Below are 14,933 nucleotides of genomic sequence, written 5' to 3'. Positions count from 1 at the left end.
GACCGGGGCCTCCTCAGCAGGGCTGGCGCCAGACGTCCAGCTTGAGGTTCTTGCGCATCGAGGAGAGCCCGAGCTTGTCGGACTCGGCACAGAAGTCCTTGGTGGGCAGCTCGTACTCGACGTGGAAGACCGCCTTGTCCGCCTTCACGAACGGCGTGAGCTGCGCACACTCGTCGTACTGCGCGCACTGCTCGTTCACCGCGAACTCGAAGTCGCCCACCAGCTCAGGGATCTGCTGGAGATCGTTCTTGAGACCCACCGCGAGGCCCCGCGCGTGGGCGATCGAGGAGAGCATGCGGTTGTACGCCAGCTGGTCCGCGGCCTTGAGCGGAAAGCCCGTCTTGTTGATGTAGCCGTCCATGAGGTCCGGCTCCACCGCGTCGAAGCCCTTCTCCTTGCACATGTCGAAGCGCCGCTCCATCAGGGGCCGCAGCACGTCGATCCGCCGGATGTCGAGCCAGCGCTCGCCCTCCCAGCCGTTGTTCTCACCCTGCACCGCGCTCGGGAAGTCACCCTTGTCCGGCCGGAAGTTCTCCCAGGCGCCCGCGTTGATGTAGCAGATCGCCTTGCGGCCCCGGCTGTGGAGCTTGGCCACGTCGGCCGCGGTGTTCTCGAAGCCGTCGATGTCGTACACCGGAACGTCCGGGCCGTCCTGCACCCGCCCGTTGAGCTGCCACTGCCAGGAGGTGCCGGGCCTCGGCTGCCAGATCTTGGCCTTCGCCGGGCCGCTCGGTGAAGGCGAAGCGGGCGAGGAGGAGGGGGCGGTCCCGCCGGGCGACGGCCGGCCCGGCTTGCCGGGCGCGGGGGAGTGCGAGGGCGCGGGTGCGCTCGACGTCGGGGTGGGTTCGTCCGGACCGTCCGCGTCGTCGTCCGGGGATCCCGACGAGCAGGCGGTCGCGAGGAGCAGCAGAGCGACGGTGGTGCACAGCAGCGCCGTCGAACGGCGGGGCGGGGTGCGGTTCATGGTGTCTTTCCGGGAAGCACGGGCGGCAGTGCCGCCCACGGATTGGGCAGCTCGCGCTCGACCACGCAGCACACACCCGCGCCGCGGTCCCCCGTCGTGCGCAGAGCGAGCGCGAGGAGCGCGCCGGGCACGCCGTACACCAAGTGGCAGAGCCGCTCGGGCGGTTGGCGGTCGGCCCAGCCGGGCCGGGTGAACGTGGACACATAGGTCGTCCAGTGTCCCTCGAAGGTGACCACCAGATCGGCCAGACGCAGATAGCCGGGCGCGGGATGCACGCCCGGGTTGAGCACCAGGGTGGTGGCGCCCGCCCGCCGCGCGGCCCGGGCCACCTGCCGCACGAACGGCAGGCCGGTCCGGTCGGCCGGCGCCCGGTCGAAGAAGCACCCGTCGGTCCCGTACCAGGCGCGGTGGCGCTCGACGTCCCGCACCACGGCGTCCAGGGGCCGGGCGCCGTAGTCCAGGTCGACATAGCCGAGCACCCGGACGCCGGCCGAGCGCAGCGCCTCGACCGGCCCGGTGAACGCCGGATCCGGGGCGGTGCCCGGCCCGTCGGCCGCGTTCAGCACCACCCCGTACACCTCGTCCGCCGCCTCGGCGAGCCGCCGCCAGGCGAGCGGATCCTCGGCGGGATGGACATAGAGCGGAACCAGCAGCATCAGTGCACCGGTTCCCGGTCCGGTTCGGCGTGCACGGCCGCCCACAGCGCGGTCACCGAATCGGCGAGGTCGTGCCGGGGCGACCAGCCGAGGGTGGTGCGGGCCGCGGCCGGGTCGGAGCACTGCCAGGGCACGTCCGCCGAGCGCGCCGAGCCCTCGGCGCTCTCCTCGATGTGTCCCTCGAACCCGGCCGCGCGGGCCAGCTCGTGCACCAACTCCCTTACGGGCACGGCCTGTCCACGGGAGATGTTGAGGACCGGGGGCAGCGGGCCGCCGGTGGTCGCCGCGAGGACCGCGGCATGGGCGACGTCCCGCGCGTCCACGAAGTCGCGGTGCGCGGAGAGGTCGCCGAGCCGCACCGAGGACCGGGGCCCGAGGTCGCGCAGCTGACGGGCGAGCCGGCCCGGCAGCCCGGCGGCGGGCGCGCCGGGACCGACCGGGTTGGTGATCCGCAGCACCACGGCGTCCAGGCCCGAGGAGGTGACGGCCAGGGCGCCGGCCAGTTTGGTGGCGCCGTACAGCGTGGTGGGCCGGGCCGCGGTCTGCTCGGTGACGCGCTCCCCGATTTCGCTCGGCCCGTACTCGGCGGCCGAGCCGAAGTGGACGAGCCGGGCGGCCGGGGCCGCCTCGCGCAGGGCCGCGCACAGCACGGCGGGGCCCCGCACATTGATCTCGGCGAGCGGCACGGCCTGCGGGCCGACCGCGCCCGCGCAGTTGATGACCGCGTCGGGCGCGAACGAGAAGAGCAGTTCGGCGAGTTGGGCCGGGGCGACGGTGGCGAGGTCCACGGCGAGGTCCGACGCGGGGCCCCGGCCCGCGCCGAAGAACCGCACGCCGGGCAGGGCACGCAGCTCCTGGGCGACATGGCCGCCCAGGTAGCCGCTGTGCCCCAGTACGAGAATGCGCATGGGGCGGTCAGGCCCCCTTCAGTAGGAGCGAACGGTGCGTGGTGAACTCGGCGTTGGCCCGGTCGTAGTCGTCCGGGCGTCCGATGTCCAGCCAGTAACCGTCGAACGCGTAGGCGTGCGGCGGGGTTTCGGCCTTGAGCAGGTCCAGGACCAGCTCGTCGAAGCCCAGCGGCAGGCCGGGGGTGTAGTTGGCGAGCGTGCTGAGGGACAGGCCGTACACCCCCATCGACACGCGGTAGTCCATGCTCGGCTTCTCGGTGAAGCCCACCACCTTGGTGTCGTCGGTGGTCAGCACCCCGAAGTCGATGTGGACCTTGCGGGCGTAGGTGGAGATGGTCAGCGGCGCGCCGCTGGCCCGGTGCTGGGTGAGCACGTCCGCGTAGTCGAGGTCGGTGAGGATGTCCCCGTTCATGACGAGGAAGGATTCCGGCAGCCGGTCCCGCATGGTCAGGAGCGGGCCGATGGTGCCGAGCGGGCTCTCCTCGGTGCTGTAGTCGATGTCCAGGCCCCAGCGTTCGCCGTCGCCCACATAGGCCCGGATGATCTGGCCCAGGTGACCGATGGCGATGGTGCAGCTGGTGAACCCGGAGGCCGCGAGCTGGCGCAGCACGATCTCCAGGATCGCGTGCTGGTCGCCGATCGGAACCAGCGGCTTGGGCAGCGCCGTGGTGTACGGCCGCAGCCGGACGCCCTTGCCTCCGGCGAGTATCACTGCGTGCATGGGAGCCTCCCTGAGAGTGGGGACTGCAGAGTCAGATGTTGTAGATGCCGGTCTTGTAGCGCGCGAGGTTGCCCGGGTCGCGGAAGAACTCCGCGGTCCGCTCAAGGCCCGACTCCAGGCCGAACCCCGGCTGCCAGCCGGTGGCTTCGGTGAGCCGGCTCGCGTCCGCCACCAGACGCATCACTTCGGAGTTGGCGGGTCTGATGCGCTGCTCGTCCTCGCGGACGTCCAGCTCGGCGCCCATCACCTTGCCGATGAGCCGCACCAGGTCGCCGACCGAGATCTCGGTGCCGGTACCGGCGTTGAACGTGCGCCCCACGACGCGCTCGGCGGGGGCGGTGCCGACCGCGAGGAAGGCCCGCGCGGTGTCGGCGGCGAACGTGAAGTCCCGGGTGGGGCGCAGATCGCCGAGCGTGATGGTGCGCTCGCCCGCCGCGACCTGTCCGATGACGGTCGGGATCACGGCCCGCATCGACTGGCGCGGCCCGTAGGTGTTGAACGGCCGCAGCGTCACGACCGGAGTCGCGAAGCTCGCGAAGTAGCTGTCCGCGAGCCGGTCCCCGCCGGCCTTCGAAGCGGCGTACGGGGACTGGGTGTTGATGGGGTGGTCCTCGGTGATCGGCACGGTCTGCGCGGTGCCGTACGTCTCGCTGGTCGAGGTGTGCACCAGGCGCGGCGTGCCGAGGGCGCGGACCGCCTCCAGGACGTTGAGGGTGCCCGTGATGTTGGTGTCCACGTAGCTGTGCGGGGCCTGGTAGGAGTACGGGATCGCGATCAGGGCGGCCAGGTGGTAGACCGCTTCGGCCCCTTCGACCAGACCGCGCACCGAGCCGGGGTCGCGGACGTCGCCGAGGACGATGTCGACCTGGTCCAGGACGTCGGGGGAGAGGGTCTCCAGCCAGCCGTAGGACGAGAACGAGTTGTACTGGGCCATCGCGCGGACCCGGTGCCCCGAGGCGACGAGCGCCTCGGTGAGGTGGGAGCCGATGAAGCCTTCGGCTCCGGTGACGGCGACAAGCGGTGCGGAGGTCAACTGCCGCTCCTCTCAAGGTGGTTCGGTACGTTTGGTGATCGTTCGGGTGCGGTGTGTGAGGCCCGTGGTCCGGCTGGGGCGCCGGGTGGGGCCGTGGTGCGGGATCAGGCGTGTGCGGTGGGCCGCCCGAGCAGGTGCAGGGTGGTGCCCGTCAGGGCCAGGGCGGCGGCCGTACAACAGAGGAGCTCGGCGAGCGGCCCCGGCGGCGGCGCGGTCAGGGCCGCCGAGGCGACGCCGGTCGCGGCGGCGAGGCTCACGGCGGCGGGCACCCAGGCGATGCCGAACGCCTGGAGCAGCAGCGCCGTCCACAGCAGCGCGGCGAGCGCGAGCAGCGGCGCGGGCTCCGCGCCGGTGAGCAGCGCCGCGGGAACCAGCGGGATCAGGTAGACGAGGAGGCAGCCGCCGAGCACGGCGGCCGAGCGCCACCGGAAGGCGGCCGGGGTGGCCGTCGCCCGCAGCGCCGCGACCGACAGGCCCCGGTAGCGGTAGAGCAGCCATTCGGCGGGGCCCATGCTGAGCGTCAGGGCGATCACCGCGAGCGGATGCTGCTGCCCGGCGAAGGCCACGAGCACACCTGCGGCGAGCCCGAACAGGCCGTACGGGAGCGACGCCACGAGCCGCGGGCTCACCGGGGCGGCCGCGGCGGGAAGCTTCAGCGTCTCGCGCAGGCAGTACGCGGCGGCCGCGACCACCAGGACGAGCGTGAACACGCTGATCCCGATCCTCAGGGGGGCGCCCGGCTCCCGGAAGGGCAGGGCCGCCGCCCCCATCATCAGCGGGGTGAGCGCGCTGAGCAGGATCCGCTCGCGGGCGAGGACGAGCAGGATCCCGGCCGCCGCGAGATAGCAGGACTGGCCCGCCACGAAGAAGGCGGCGGAGCTCGGCCCCACGATCGCCAGACCCGTCACGAAGGCGAGGAGCGCGCCGAGCGGCGCCCCCGCCATCAGCGTGCGGGCCGCCTCCGGCCGGCCGGAGGCCATCCGCAGATAGGCCCGGTGGCCGAGCCCCTGCCCCCAGGCCCACGAGATCAGACCCGCCACGACCAGGGCGAGGACCGCCCGGTCGCTCTGCCACAGCCGGGCCGTGAGCGGATAGGCGAGCCCGGGCAGGGCGAACAGGGCGCCGCGCAGCCCGCAGCGCACCGGATCCGGCTTCCAGGGATCGGCGGCCGCGGGCGGCTCCGGGAAGCTGCGCGGCACCCGCCGGTACAGGTCCTCGGCCAGCGCGAACAGATTGCGGTGGCCGTACTCGTCCGCGATCTGCTGGGCCGTCAGGCCCTCGGACTCCAGGACCGCCGCGACCTCGTAGGCGTGGACGGCGGGCCCTATCTGTTCGGCGAGTTCGGCGGCCAGGCGGTCCACCGCCGCGTCCTTGCCCCACCGCGCGGGCCGCCGGCCCGGCAGGCGCAGCGTCATCGTGGACTCGGTGGCGAGCCGCAGGGTCAGGGTGTCGTCGCGGCCGTCGGGCGGCTCCAGACGGATGGGCCCGCTCATCCCGCCACCCGGCTCAGCTCATCGGCCGGGACTCCGGCCCGTACCAGGCGCAGCGCCATGGTGGCGTCCTCGCTGTCGTCCCGCCGTCGCGCCGGGACGAGCGCGCCGCGTGCGGAGAGTTCGAGATAGATGGCCCGGAAGGTGTCGACGGTCTGGCGCAGCGTGAACTGCTCGACGACGCGCAGCCGCGCCGCTTCCCCCATCGCCGCCCGGCGTGCCGGATCGCCCAGGAGTTCCAGGGCGGCCGCCGCCATCGCGGCCGGATCGCGCGGCGGTACCACGAGCCCGGTCTCGCCGACCGCCTCGCGCACCCCGCCCACGTCCGTGGAGACGGTGGCCCGGCCGCAGCTCATCGCCTCGATGAGGGTGAAGGGGAAGCCTTCGCTGATGCTGGACAGCATGACCACGTTGCCCGCCGCGTAGGCGTCCCTGATGTCCTCGACGCGGCCCTCGAAGGTGACCGCCCCGCCCTGGTCGAGGGAGGCGGCGAGCGCCTCGCAGCGCTCCCGGTACGCCTCGCCGCCCCGGGGCGTGCCGCCGAACAGGCGCAGGGTGGCCTCGGGGAGCTCGGCCCGCACCTTGGCGAACGCGCGGATGAGTGTCTCCAGGTCCTTGATGGGGTCGACTCGCCCCGCCCAGCTCAGAGTCGGGGCGGCCGGCTCGGGTCCGGCGGGCGGGAACGCGGCCGGGTCGACGCCGTTGTAGACCGTGCGTATGAGCTGGGGATCGGCCCCGCCCTGCTCCTCCCACAGCCGGTTGTACTGGTTGCCCGGGGTGATCAGCGCGGCCCGGCGGTACGTTTCCTCGGCCAGCAGCCGGAAGAAGCCGAGCAGCACGGCCTTGACCGGCCAGCGGTAGGGGGCGGTGCGGTAGCCCAGGTAGCGCTCGCGCAGATAGACCCCGTGCTCGGTCAACAGCAGCGGTACGCCGTGGAGTTCGGCGCCCACCAGACCCGGCAGGACGGCCACGCCGCCGCTCACCGCGTGCGAGACGCCCTGGGTCGGCGGCGCCGCGGCGAGCGGCCGCAGCGCGTGTTCCAGGAGCGCGGTCGCGGTGACCGCGTCGTGCAGCGTCGGCCGGGCCTCGCGGACCGCGAGCCCCGGGCGGTTCCACACCTCGGTCAGGACCCGTATCGCCCCGTCCCCGCGCAGTGCGGGGCTGAGCTGTCCGTCGCGGGCGGACCGGGCCATCTCGTAGAGGGCCGGCCCGAAACCGTCCTCGGCCGAGGGGTCGAGCAGTGCGGTCAGGAAGCGTTCGTACGCTGCCATCAGGCGCCGTTCCTGTCGGCCGCGCGGGGCCGAACCGCCGGGCGCAGGGCCCCACATGGGGACCGAGACGGCCTCGGAGGCGTGCGGCGGGAGATCCCAGACGGTGGCCTCGCGTCCGGTACCGGTCACCGCGATGATGTCGAAGTCGATGTCGGGCATTCCGGTGACGAGCTGGTCGCACCAGACGCTCACCCCGCCGTGGCTGTGCGGATAGGTGCCCTCGGTGAGCAGGGTGACCCGCGCCGCGCCGGAGCGCGGCGCGCGGTGTGGTACGTGCATGCATGCGCTCCGCGGCTGAAAGAGAGCGGTGGGTGGTGAATGGGGTCCGGCGGCCCGCCGCCGCGGCGGCGGCGGGCCATCGGATCCGAAGCGGACCGCGGTCAGCGCCGCTCGGCGCTGTACGGAACCGGCTTGCCGACACCGGCGGGGACCGGCGTGCGCGGTGCGCTCCCCGGTGTCACGCGCTCGGCGGACGACGCGGGGCGGGAGTGCGGGGCCAGGGCTCTGGCGGGAGCCGGGGCCAGGGACAGGGCGACGGCGCTCTGCCCGGACTGCGGCGACACCCAGCCGGAGACGCTCCCGGCGTAGGCCTGGCCGAACGCGGTGGTGCCACCGCCCAGGACCTGGCTCGTGCCGTTCGGCATGGTCGCGGTGACGGTCACGCCCGAGGGGGCCTGCACGGTCACGCTGTCGCCGATCCGGTACGCGGTGACCTGGCCGGCCTTCACCGCGGTGTTCCAGGCACCCCGGTTGCGCAGCTCGGCGCCGATGTCCTTCATCCGCAGGTTCACCAGCGGCGCACTGGGCGCGTACAGCGCCTTGTACTGGTCGAGCACCCCGTCGAGCACGGGGTAGCCGATCCGGTCCTCGGCGAGGTTGGACTGGTGGATGAAGTGCGGCCTGGGGTCGTTGCCGAGCACATGGCCGAGGGCGACCTGGGTCTCCAGGGGCACGATGTGGCCGGCGTAACCGGTGGCCGGGTCGAGCGGCGCCGGCAGACAGGTGGTGTTCGGCAGGTCGTCGCACAGGCCGCTGCCGCCCTGGGTGCGGCTGGTGTAGATCCAGTTGTACTCGTCGACCTGCTCGGCGACATGACCCGCGTTGTAGAAGATGTTGATCGGGTAGCGGGCGACGGTGAGCGCCGGGCCGACCTGGCGCTGCTCGGGGTCGCGCGACATGTCGGCGCCCAGCCAGCCGATCTTGTTGGCGGTGAGGGCGGGGGCCAAGTAGGGATTGTCCTGCGGCTGTTGGGGCAGGAGCTTCATGCCGGAGTGTTCTCCGGTGACCAACTCGTCGGACTGGACCGGCAGTCCGACGCCCTGCGCCCACTGCTGGTTGTCGGATATCTCCTTGGATATCGCCGACTGGCTCACGTACTTGGTGGAGCCGTCCGGGTTGGTCGCGCACTTCCACGGCACGACCGTGACGTTCTGCTCGCAGCCCAGGAAGGCGTGGTCGTAGGTGTGGTTGACCCAGCGGAAGTCGCCCTTGGACGCGACGAGTTCGTCGGCCAGCTCATCGACGCCGTCGTGGTTCTCGCGGTACTCGACGCTGCCGCCGCCGTTGTAGGCGAGGTCGAGCGTGAAGTTGCGGGACTTCTCCCAGGCGACGGCGTTCTTCACATCCGCCGGGCTCATCCGGATCGAGTCCTCGACGCCCTGCCCGGGCGGGCAGTCGACGTCGCCCGGCGTGCAGTTGAGTGTGGAGTCCCACCGGTCGTCACCGGCGAAGACGTCGTCCACGTGGACCGCGAAGTAGTTCCGGGAGGCGCCGAGCCGCACGTTCTGCGTCATCCAGTCGACGATGCCCCGGGCGAGCAGCTTGAACTGCTGCTGGTACTGGTTGTACGCGAAGGTGACGACCAGCTCCCGGCGTCCGCCGTGGCGGTACTCGCCGACGAGGCTGCCGTTGCCCGTCTTGCCGGGGATCGGCGCCTCGACGTAGCTCGTGAAGTCGGCGCCGGCCGCCGGCTGCGCCAGGAAGGCGTAACTCTCGCTAACCGAGGGCGAGTTGTCCTCGAACGGCACGCTCCCGTTGAGGTAGCCGAACGGCCCGGCGCCGCGGCCCGCGGCGGTCACCTGGGCCTTGAGGCCGTCCACCGAGCCGCTGTAGCCGCTGGTGGCGGCCGGCTGGAGACCCACCTGCGGACGCGCGTAGGTGTAGGCGTCGACCTGGGGTATCGCGTACGTCGTCTCGTACGCGGCGAGCGCGGCCATCTCGGCGGAGCCGGCCGGGAAGGGGTTGTCGTTGGGCAGCACCACGGCCTGGAACTTGGCCCGGGGCGCGCCGTTCACGGTGTCGGCGAGGAACGCCTGGTCGATCACGGGGCGGCCGGACTTCGTCAGGTCGACCTCGGTGTACGGAGTGCCCTCGCCGTCGAGTTCGGCGGTGATGGCGTCGGTGGCCGGCCCGCCGTCCGTCACGACCAGGACCTTGAGGTCGACGCGCGGCGCGGGCGTCGCCGAGTACGCCGGCGCCGCCGGTAAGCCCATGGCGAGCAGAACCGTGCCTGCGGCCAGGCCGGTGATGTGTCTGCTTCGGTGTGTGTTCCGCTTCACGCGGTGAAGTCCCCTCCCCTGGAGGTCCGTTCGGCTCCCCTGCCTGTCCGGACCCCGCCCCCGCGCAACGGTCGCGCCCCGATGAGGAGGACTTGCCGTTCCGCTCTGTCGCGTCACATAGTGCGGGTCTTCGAGGAGTTTTCGAGTGGCTACTGTGAAACATGACGAAAAAATGTGGGCTACGTGATGGGGCGCAGGCCGGTGCATGAACCGGTGTGAGCGGTTCCGGTCGTTCGCGCCGGGCCGCGCCGGGCCCGGAAAATCGGAGCAGTCCGGCGGGGCAAACGCTTTCGGTACAGGGGGCGCACGCGGGCGCAAACCATCAATGGTCCAGACAACCAGGCGTTCCGGGACGTATACGGTTTTCGGCCACACGAGCGAAACATTCGCTCGAATCCCGGCCGCGCACGTTCAATTCCGGACACACGAAACCGGCCGACCCGGGGGGATGGGCCGACCGGCGAACGTGGGCCGCCGATGCGGGCGGCCGGTCTCGTGCTAGCGGGCTGCCACCGGGGCGGGAGTGGCGCAGTTGACCCGCAGCGTCGGGGAGTTGAAGGTGCCGTCCTTGTGGCTCTGGCTGTCGTTGTACTCGTAGTAGACGTACGAGTAGAACGCTATGTTGCCGTTGCAGCCGGAGTCCGCGGCCACCTGGACCGGGATGGTGACCGTACGGCTGGTGCCCGGCGCGACCGGCACGGAGTAGTTGACCCCGATCGTGGTGGTGCCGGTCCCGGTGCAGGTCACGCCGGTCCCGGAACACGAGGCGAGCGAGTACTTGAGGTCGGGGCGCTGGGTGGTCGCCCAGGTCGGCTGGACCGACTGGTAGACGAACCACACGTCGGTGGTCTGGTTGTTCGTGAAGGTCATGCTCAGGTTGACCGTGCTGCCGGGCGTCGCCGCCGTCTGGTCGGCGCTGAAGCTCACATCCGGGGTGACGGCGCTGGCGGACTGGCTCATGCCGAACAGGGCGAGGGAAGAGGCGAGGGCCGCTGCGAGGCTGAAACGCCTCAGGTGTGTGATTCGCATGAGGACGGAGAGTAGGAGGAAGAACACGCAACGTCCGCCGGATCGCCACAATGTGGAGACCCGCTGGCTCGATCCCGGCGGGCATGAACTGGCCGTGGCATGAAGCCGGTTGACCCTCGCCGGAACGTCGACCGCAGCCCGGAGGGGCGCGCCCGACGGTCCCGGGCGAACGTCTGACCGATAACCGACGGTCCCCGGCGCGTCCAGCAATGGCGCATTCCGCCCCCGGACACGGCACGGCCCCCTGCCCCGGAAGGGGAGGGGGCCGTGCCGTGTCCGGGGGACCCTGCGGCCGCCGGGTCAGTCCTGCGGCGGGGCTTCCTGCCGCGCCTGCTGCTGGGCCGCCTCGACCGACTTGCGGACCTCGTCCATGTCCAGGCCGCGGGCCTGGCCGATGACGTCCTCAAGGGCCGCCTCGGGCAGCGCGCCCGGCTGGGCGAAGACCGCCACGTTGTCGCGGACGATCATGAGGGTCGGGATCGACCGGATGTCGAAGGCCTGAGCCAGTTCCTGCTGGGCCTCGGTGTCGACCTTCGCGAAGACCAGGTCGTCATGGCGCTCGGACGCGGCCTCGTACACCGGGGCGAACTGGCGGCACGGGCCGCACCACGACGCCCAGAAGTCGATCAGCACGAACCCGTTGTCGGACACGACCGAGTCGAAGTTCTCTTTGGTCAGCTCGACAGTGGCCATCACTCACACCTCTTCCCGGCCCCAGGGGATGGGACCGCCTCGCACAACCGCGTGCGCCGCCGCGGTATTCCGTCCTTGGCGGGTGCCCCTGTGGCCACCGAGTACACCGGGCACCAGACTGTGCGTATGACGGAAGCCGAGGAATACGACGTGGTGGTGCTGGGTGCGGGGCCGGTCGGCGAGAACGTCGCCGACCGGGTGCGCGCGGCCGGCCTGAGCTGTGCGGTGGTGGAGAGCGAACTGGTCGGGGGCGAGTGCTCGTACTGGGCCTGCATGCCCAGCAAGGCCCTGCTGCGCCCGGTCGTCGCGCGGGCCGAGGCCCGCAGGGTGCCGGGGCTGCGCCAGTCGGTACAGGGGCCGCTGGACGTCCAGGCCGTGCTGGAACACCGCGACGACTACACCTCCCACTGGAAGGACGACGGCCAGGTCGAATGGCTCGACGGCATCGGCGTCCACCTCTACCGCGGCCACGGGCGCCTGTACGGCACCCGCAAGGTCAGCGTCACCAGCCCCGAGGGCGAGCACCACGTCCTCACCGCCCGGCACGCCGTCGCCGTGTGCACCGGCAGCCGCGCCCAGCTCCCCGACCTTCCGGGCCTGGCCGACGTGAACCCCTGGACCAGCCGCGAGGCCACCAGCGCGCAGCAGGCGCCGGGCCGGCTCGTGGTGGTCGGCGGGGGAGTGGTGGCCGTCGAGATGGCCACCGCCTGGCAGGCGCTCGGCTCCCGGGTCACCGTCCTGGTGCGCGGCGAGGGGCTGCTCCCGAAGATGGAGCCGTTCGCCGGGGAACTGGTCGCCGACGCGCTGCGCGAGGCGGGCGCCGAGCTCCGCACCCACACGTCGGTCACGGACGTCGTACGCAACGTCTCGACCGGCGCGGTGACGGTCTCGGTGCGCGGCCCCGAGGGCGACGAGCGCATCGAGGCCGACGAGATCCTCTTCGCCACGGGCCGGGCGCCCCGCACCGACGACATCGGCCTGGAGACCATCGGCCTCGACCCCGGCTCCTGGCTGCCCGTCGACGACTCCTGCCGCGTGGAGGGCAGCGACTGGCTGTACGCGGTCGGCGATGTGAACCACCGGGCGCTCCTCACCCACCAGGGCAAGTACCAGGCCAGGATCTCCGGCGCGGCCATCGCGGCCCGGGCCGCCGGGACCCCGGTCCTGGAGAGCGACCCCTGGGGCGCCCACGCGGCGACCGCCGACCACGCGGCCGTGCCCCAGGTCGTCTTCACCGACCCGGAGGCCGCATCCGCCGGGCTGACCCTCGCCGAGGCACGGGACGCGGGCCACCGGGTGCGGGCGGTCGACTACGACATGAGCGGCGTCGCGGGCGCCGGGCTCTACGCCGACGGCTACACGGGCAAGGCGCGCATGGTCGTCGACGAGGACCGGGGCGTCGTGCTCGGCGTCACCTTCGTCGGGCCCGGCGTCGGCGAGCTGATCCACTCGGCGACGGTCGCCATCGCCGGCGAGGTCCCGCTGGAGCGCCTGTGGCACGCCGTTCCCTCGTACCCGACGATCAGCGAGGTGTGGCTGCGCCTCCTGGAGACCTACCGGGGCTGAGCCGGGCGGCTACGCCGCGAACGCGTCGACGCCGGTCAGTCCGGCCGAGAGCGCCCAGAGGCGGGCGGCCTGCTCGGGGTCGGTGGCGTGCGCGCGCACACCGGCGGTGAGCGCCGCGGCGTCGAGCTCGCCGTCGGTGACCCCGTTCGCCCCGGCCGGCACGAGTTCCGCGACGTCGCAGTCCTCGCAGTAGACACCGCCGAGGCCCGCGAGCCGCGGGGAGGTCGCCGCCCACACCTGGGTGGCGGCTCCCTGCTCGGGGGTCTTGAAGTCGAGCGACCAGTTGCCGTCGGCGTCGACCCAGCCCGCCGCGATCCGCTCCTCGTCGGAGACGTGCCGCACCAGCGGGGTGTTGATCTCGCCGGGGTGCACCGCGAACGCGCGCACGCCCGCGTCCCGGCCCAGCCGGTCGAGGTGCACGGCGAACAGCACGTTGGCGGTCTTGGCCTGCCCGTACGCCTGCCACTTCTCGTAGCCGAGGCGGAAGTGCGGGTCGTCCCAGCGGACGGCGGAGAGCTGGTGGCCCCGGGAGGAGACGGCCACGACCCGGGCACCGCCCTCGGCGAGCGCCGGCCACAGCCGGTTCACCAGGGCGTAGTGCCCGAGGTGGTTGGTGGCGAACTGGGCCTCCCAGCCCGGGCCCACCCGGGTCTCGGGGCAGGCCATCACTCCGGCGCTGTTGACCAGGATGTCGATGGTGCGGCCGGAGGAGAGGAAGCGGTCGGCGAAGGCGCGCACGCTGTCGAGGTCGGCGAGGTCGAGCGTGTCGACCTCCGCGCCCGCGATGTCCGCGACCGCCGCTTCGGCGACGTCGGGGCGGCGGGAGGGAACGACGACGCGGGCGCCCGCCCCGGCGAGCGCGCGGGTCGTCGCCAGGCCGATCCCGGAGTAGCCGCCGGTGACGACCGCGAGCCTCCCGGTGAGGTCGGTCCCGGCGAGTACGTCGGCCGTGGTGCTGCGGGCCCCGAAGCCCGACCCGGTGCTGTGCTGAGGGGTGTGCTGCTCGGAAGTGGTCATGTCGACGAAGCTAGGAGTTGGAGTGCACTCTCAGTCAACTCCCGTTTCCCGTAGGCAGGTTGACCGTCACCAGGCCGACCGTCACCGCCCCTCCAGATCGCCCTCCGGTCCCGGGGCGGCCTCGCCCTCGGACCCGCGTCCGGGGGAGCGGGGCTGGACCGCTTCCGGGTCCGCCGCCACCGGCTGCCACACCCGGGGCCAGCGGCGCTGGATCAGGGCCGCGACCAGGCCCGCTGCGATGCCGGTGATCATGGGCTCGCCGTGGCCGTCGCCGAGCAGCAGCAGGACGACGCCGTCCACGACGATCGCGGTGGCGAGCAGATAGTGGCGCCGACCGGGACGGATGAGCAGGGCGAGTCCGGCGATGCTGGTGGCGAGCCGGAAGGTGAGCCCCGAGTTCCCGCCCCCGGGAGGCCCGTGGACCAGGAACGTGTCCACGCTGAACACGAGCATCAGGGCCGGGACGAACGCCAGCATCATCCGGCCGCCCCACACCCGCTCGGCGGCGTATCCGATGAGGGCCAGGACGAAGAGGTTGAACGCGGTTCCGCCGACTCCGCCGTCCTGCACCATGAAGGAGGTGTACGCCCGCCACCACTGGCCGTGGTCGATGATCTTGTCCGAGTCCCGGTGCAGGACGTCGTAGATCCCCGGGAACGCGAACTGGAGCAGCGAGGGAATCGCGACGATCAGCCACAGACCGATCGCCACCTTCGGCGGCTCGCGAAGGCTGAACGTCCGCTGGGGCAGACCGTCCATGACCTTCATGACCGCGACGATCATCAAGACGTACAGGACGGGCGACAGAAAATGGTCGGTCATGACCTTTGTCTACCCCGAGCCCCTCCCGGCCTGTCCCCACCACGCGGTATCGGCCACGCGCGCCGGGCGCCCCGAACACCCGCTGCAGTGGGCCGCGTACGCCTTCAACTGTCCCCCGGAGTGCGGGAATTCGGCTTGATCCCATCGGCGGGCGCGAGTGCCTGGCGGGGCTGAAGGGCAGCCCGGGGCGGAAGAGCGCCGCCCG

13 protein-coding genes are annotated in these 14,933 nt (G+C 72.3%); 1 reads left to right on the top strand and 12 read right to left on the bottom strand.

What is annotated here, in order from left to right; genetic code table 11:
• Positions 1–13 precede the first annotated feature (13 nt).
• The 10 genes from ACFYZA_RS28250 to trxA all read right to left on the bottom strand — a co-directional run bounded on the left by ACFYZA_RS28250 (position 14) and on the right by trxA (position 11,323).
• The gene (locus ACFYZA_RS28250; protein ID WP_388493415.1) at positions 14–964 is read right to left on the bottom strand and encodes an endo alpha-1,4 polygalactosaminidase; all 951 of its coding nucleotides are present in this window, start codon (positions 962–964) and stop codon (positions 14–16) included.
• Positions 961–1,623 (bottom strand): spherulation-specific family 4 protein, encoded by a 663-nt coding sequence (locus ACFYZA_RS28245; protein WP_382586527.1) that lies wholly within the window; start codon positions 1,621–1,623, stop codon positions 961–963. Before ACFYZA_RS28245 ends, ACFYZA_RS28250 begins: the two co-directional genes overlap by 4 nt.
• A complete protein-coding gene (locus ACFYZA_RS28240; protein ID WP_388493414.1) occupies positions 1,620–2,528 on the bottom strand; it encodes an NAD-dependent epimerase/dehydratase family protein in 909 nt (302 codons plus the stop codon). The genes ACFYZA_RS28245 and ACFYZA_RS28240 overlap by 4 nt, the downstream gene beginning before the upstream one ends.
• A 7-nt stretch (positions 2,529–2,535) precedes the next feature.
• Positions 2,536–3,249: a sugar phosphate nucleotidyltransferase gene (locus ACFYZA_RS28235; protein ID WP_382586481.1), complete on the bottom strand. Its 714-nt coding sequence runs from the start codon at positions 3,247–3,249 to the stop codon at positions 2,536–2,538.
• A gap of 31 nt (positions 3,250–3,280) precedes the next feature.
• Positions 3,281–4,282 (bottom strand): GDP-mannose 4,6-dehydratase, encoded by a 1,002-nt coding sequence (locus ACFYZA_RS28230; RefSeq protein WP_382586484.1) that lies wholly within the window; start codon positions 4,280–4,282, stop codon positions 3,281–3,283.
• Between the two features lie 104 nt (positions 4,283–4,386).
• Positions 4,387–5,775 (bottom strand): hypothetical protein, encoded by a 1,389-nt coding sequence (locus ACFYZA_RS28225; protein ID WP_388493413.1) that lies wholly within the window; start codon positions 5,773–5,775, stop codon positions 4,387–4,389.
• Positions 5,772–7,322 carry a GT4 family glycosyltransferase PelF gene (pelF, locus tag ACFYZA_RS28220; RefSeq protein WP_382586491.1) on the bottom strand — a complete coding sequence of 517 codons (1,551 nt, stop codon included), beginning with the start codon at positions 7,320–7,322 and terminating at the stop codon, positions 5,772–5,774. The genes ACFYZA_RS28225 and pelF overlap by 4 nt, the downstream gene beginning before the upstream one ends.
• A gap of 101 nt (positions 7,323–7,423) precedes the next feature.
• The gene (locus ACFYZA_RS28215; RefSeq protein ID WP_388493533.1) at positions 7,424–9,535 is read right to left on the bottom strand and encodes a hypothetical protein; all 2,112 of its coding nucleotides are present in this window, start codon (positions 9,533–9,535) and stop codon (positions 7,424–7,426) included.
• A 564-nt stretch (positions 9,536–10,099) separates the two neighbouring features.
• On the bottom strand, positions 10,100–10,630 hold the full coding sequence (locus tag ACFYZA_RS28210) for a hypothetical protein (RefSeq protein WP_382586494.1): 531 nt from the start codon (positions 10,628–10,630) through the stop codon (positions 10,100–10,102).
• A gap of 300 nt (positions 10,631–10,930) precedes the next feature.
• Positions 10,931–11,323, bottom strand: a complete 393-nt coding sequence (gene trxA / locus ACFYZA_RS28205; protein ID WP_388493411.1) for a thioredoxin — start codon at positions 11,321–11,323, stop codon at positions 10,931–10,933.
• A 126-nt stretch (positions 11,324–11,449) separates the two neighbouring features.
• Here trxA and ACFYZA_RS28200 point away from each other — a divergent pair, with 126 nt between their 5' ends.
• Positions 11,450–12,889 (top strand): dihydrolipoyl dehydrogenase family protein, encoded by a 1,440-nt coding sequence (locus ACFYZA_RS28200; protein WP_388493409.1) that lies wholly within the window; start codon positions 11,450–11,452, stop codon positions 12,887–12,889.
• A gap of 9 nt (positions 12,890–12,898) precedes the next feature.
• Here the strand turns inward: ACFYZA_RS28200 and ACFYZA_RS28195 are convergent, their stop codons facing one another.
• Both ACFYZA_RS28195 and ACFYZA_RS28190 read right to left on the bottom strand, forming a co-directional pair.
• Positions 12,899–13,906, bottom strand: coding sequence for an SDR family NAD(P)-dependent oxidoreductase (locus ACFYZA_RS28195; RefSeq protein WP_388493407.1), 1,008 nt, complete (start codon positions 13,904–13,906; stop codon positions 12,899–12,901).
• Positions 13,907–13,987: 81 nt separating this feature from the next.
• Positions 13,988–14,728, bottom strand: coding sequence for a hypothetical protein (locus ACFYZA_RS28190; RefSeq protein ID WP_388493406.1), 741 nt, complete (start codon positions 14,726–14,728; stop codon positions 13,988–13,990).
• Between the last annotated feature and the right edge of the window lie 205 nt (positions 14,729–14,933).

It is taken from the genome of Streptomyces sp. NPDC001828, from assembly GCF_042892175.1.
Taxonomy (GTDB): Bacteria; Actinomycetota; Actinomycetes; order Streptomycetales; family Streptomycetaceae; genus Streptomyces.
The sequence above is the reverse complement of the archived record's forward strand: the minus strand, read 5'-3'. Positions and strand labels throughout refer to the sequence as shown.

Excerpts from the sequence above, each read along its gene's own strand:
- ACFYZA_RS28210 (WP_382586494.1), bottom strand. The coding sequence starts at position 10,630 with ATGCGAATCACACACCTGAGGCGTTTCAGCCTCGCAGCGGCCCTCGCC.
- ACFYZA_RS28235 (WP_382586481.1), bottom strand. The coding sequence starts at position 3,249 with ATGCACGCAGTGATACTCGCCGGAGGCAAGGGCGTCCGGCTGCGGCCG.
- ACFYZA_RS28225 (WP_388493413.1), bottom strand. The coding sequence starts at position 5,775 with ATGAGCGGGCCCATCCGTCTGGAGCCGCCCGACGGCCGCGACGACACC.
- trxA (WP_388493411.1), bottom strand. The coding sequence starts at position 11,323 with ATGGCCACTGTCGAGCTGACCAAAGAGAACTTCGACTCGGTCGTGTCC.
- ACFYZA_RS28240 (WP_388493414.1), bottom strand. The coding sequence starts at position 2,528 with ATGCGCATTCTCGTACTGGGGCACAGCGGCTACCTGGGCGGCCATGTC.
- ACFYZA_RS28200 (WP_388493409.1), top strand. The coding sequence starts at position 11,450 with ATGACGGAAGCCGAGGAATACGACGTGGTGGTGCTGGGTGCGGGGCCG.
- ACFYZA_RS28215 (WP_388493533.1), bottom strand. The coding sequence starts at position 9,535 with ATGGGCTTACCGGCGGCGCCGGCGTACTCGGCGACGCCCGCGCCGCGC.
- ACFYZA_RS28195 (WP_388493407.1), bottom strand. The coding sequence starts at position 13,906 with ATGACCACTTCCGAGCAGCACACCCCTCAGCACAGCACCGGGTCGGGC.
- pelF (WP_382586491.1), bottom strand. The coding sequence starts at position 7,322 with ATGCACGTACCACACCGCGCGCCGCGCTCCGGCGCGGCGCGGGTCACC.
- ACFYZA_RS28250 (WP_388493415.1), bottom strand. The coding sequence starts at position 964 with ATGAACCGCACCCCGCCCCGCCGTTCGACGGCGCTGCTGTGCACCACC.
- ACFYZA_RS28190 (WP_388493406.1), bottom strand. The coding sequence starts at position 14,728 with ATGACCGACCATTTTCTGTCGCCCGTCCTGTACGTCTTGATGATCGTC.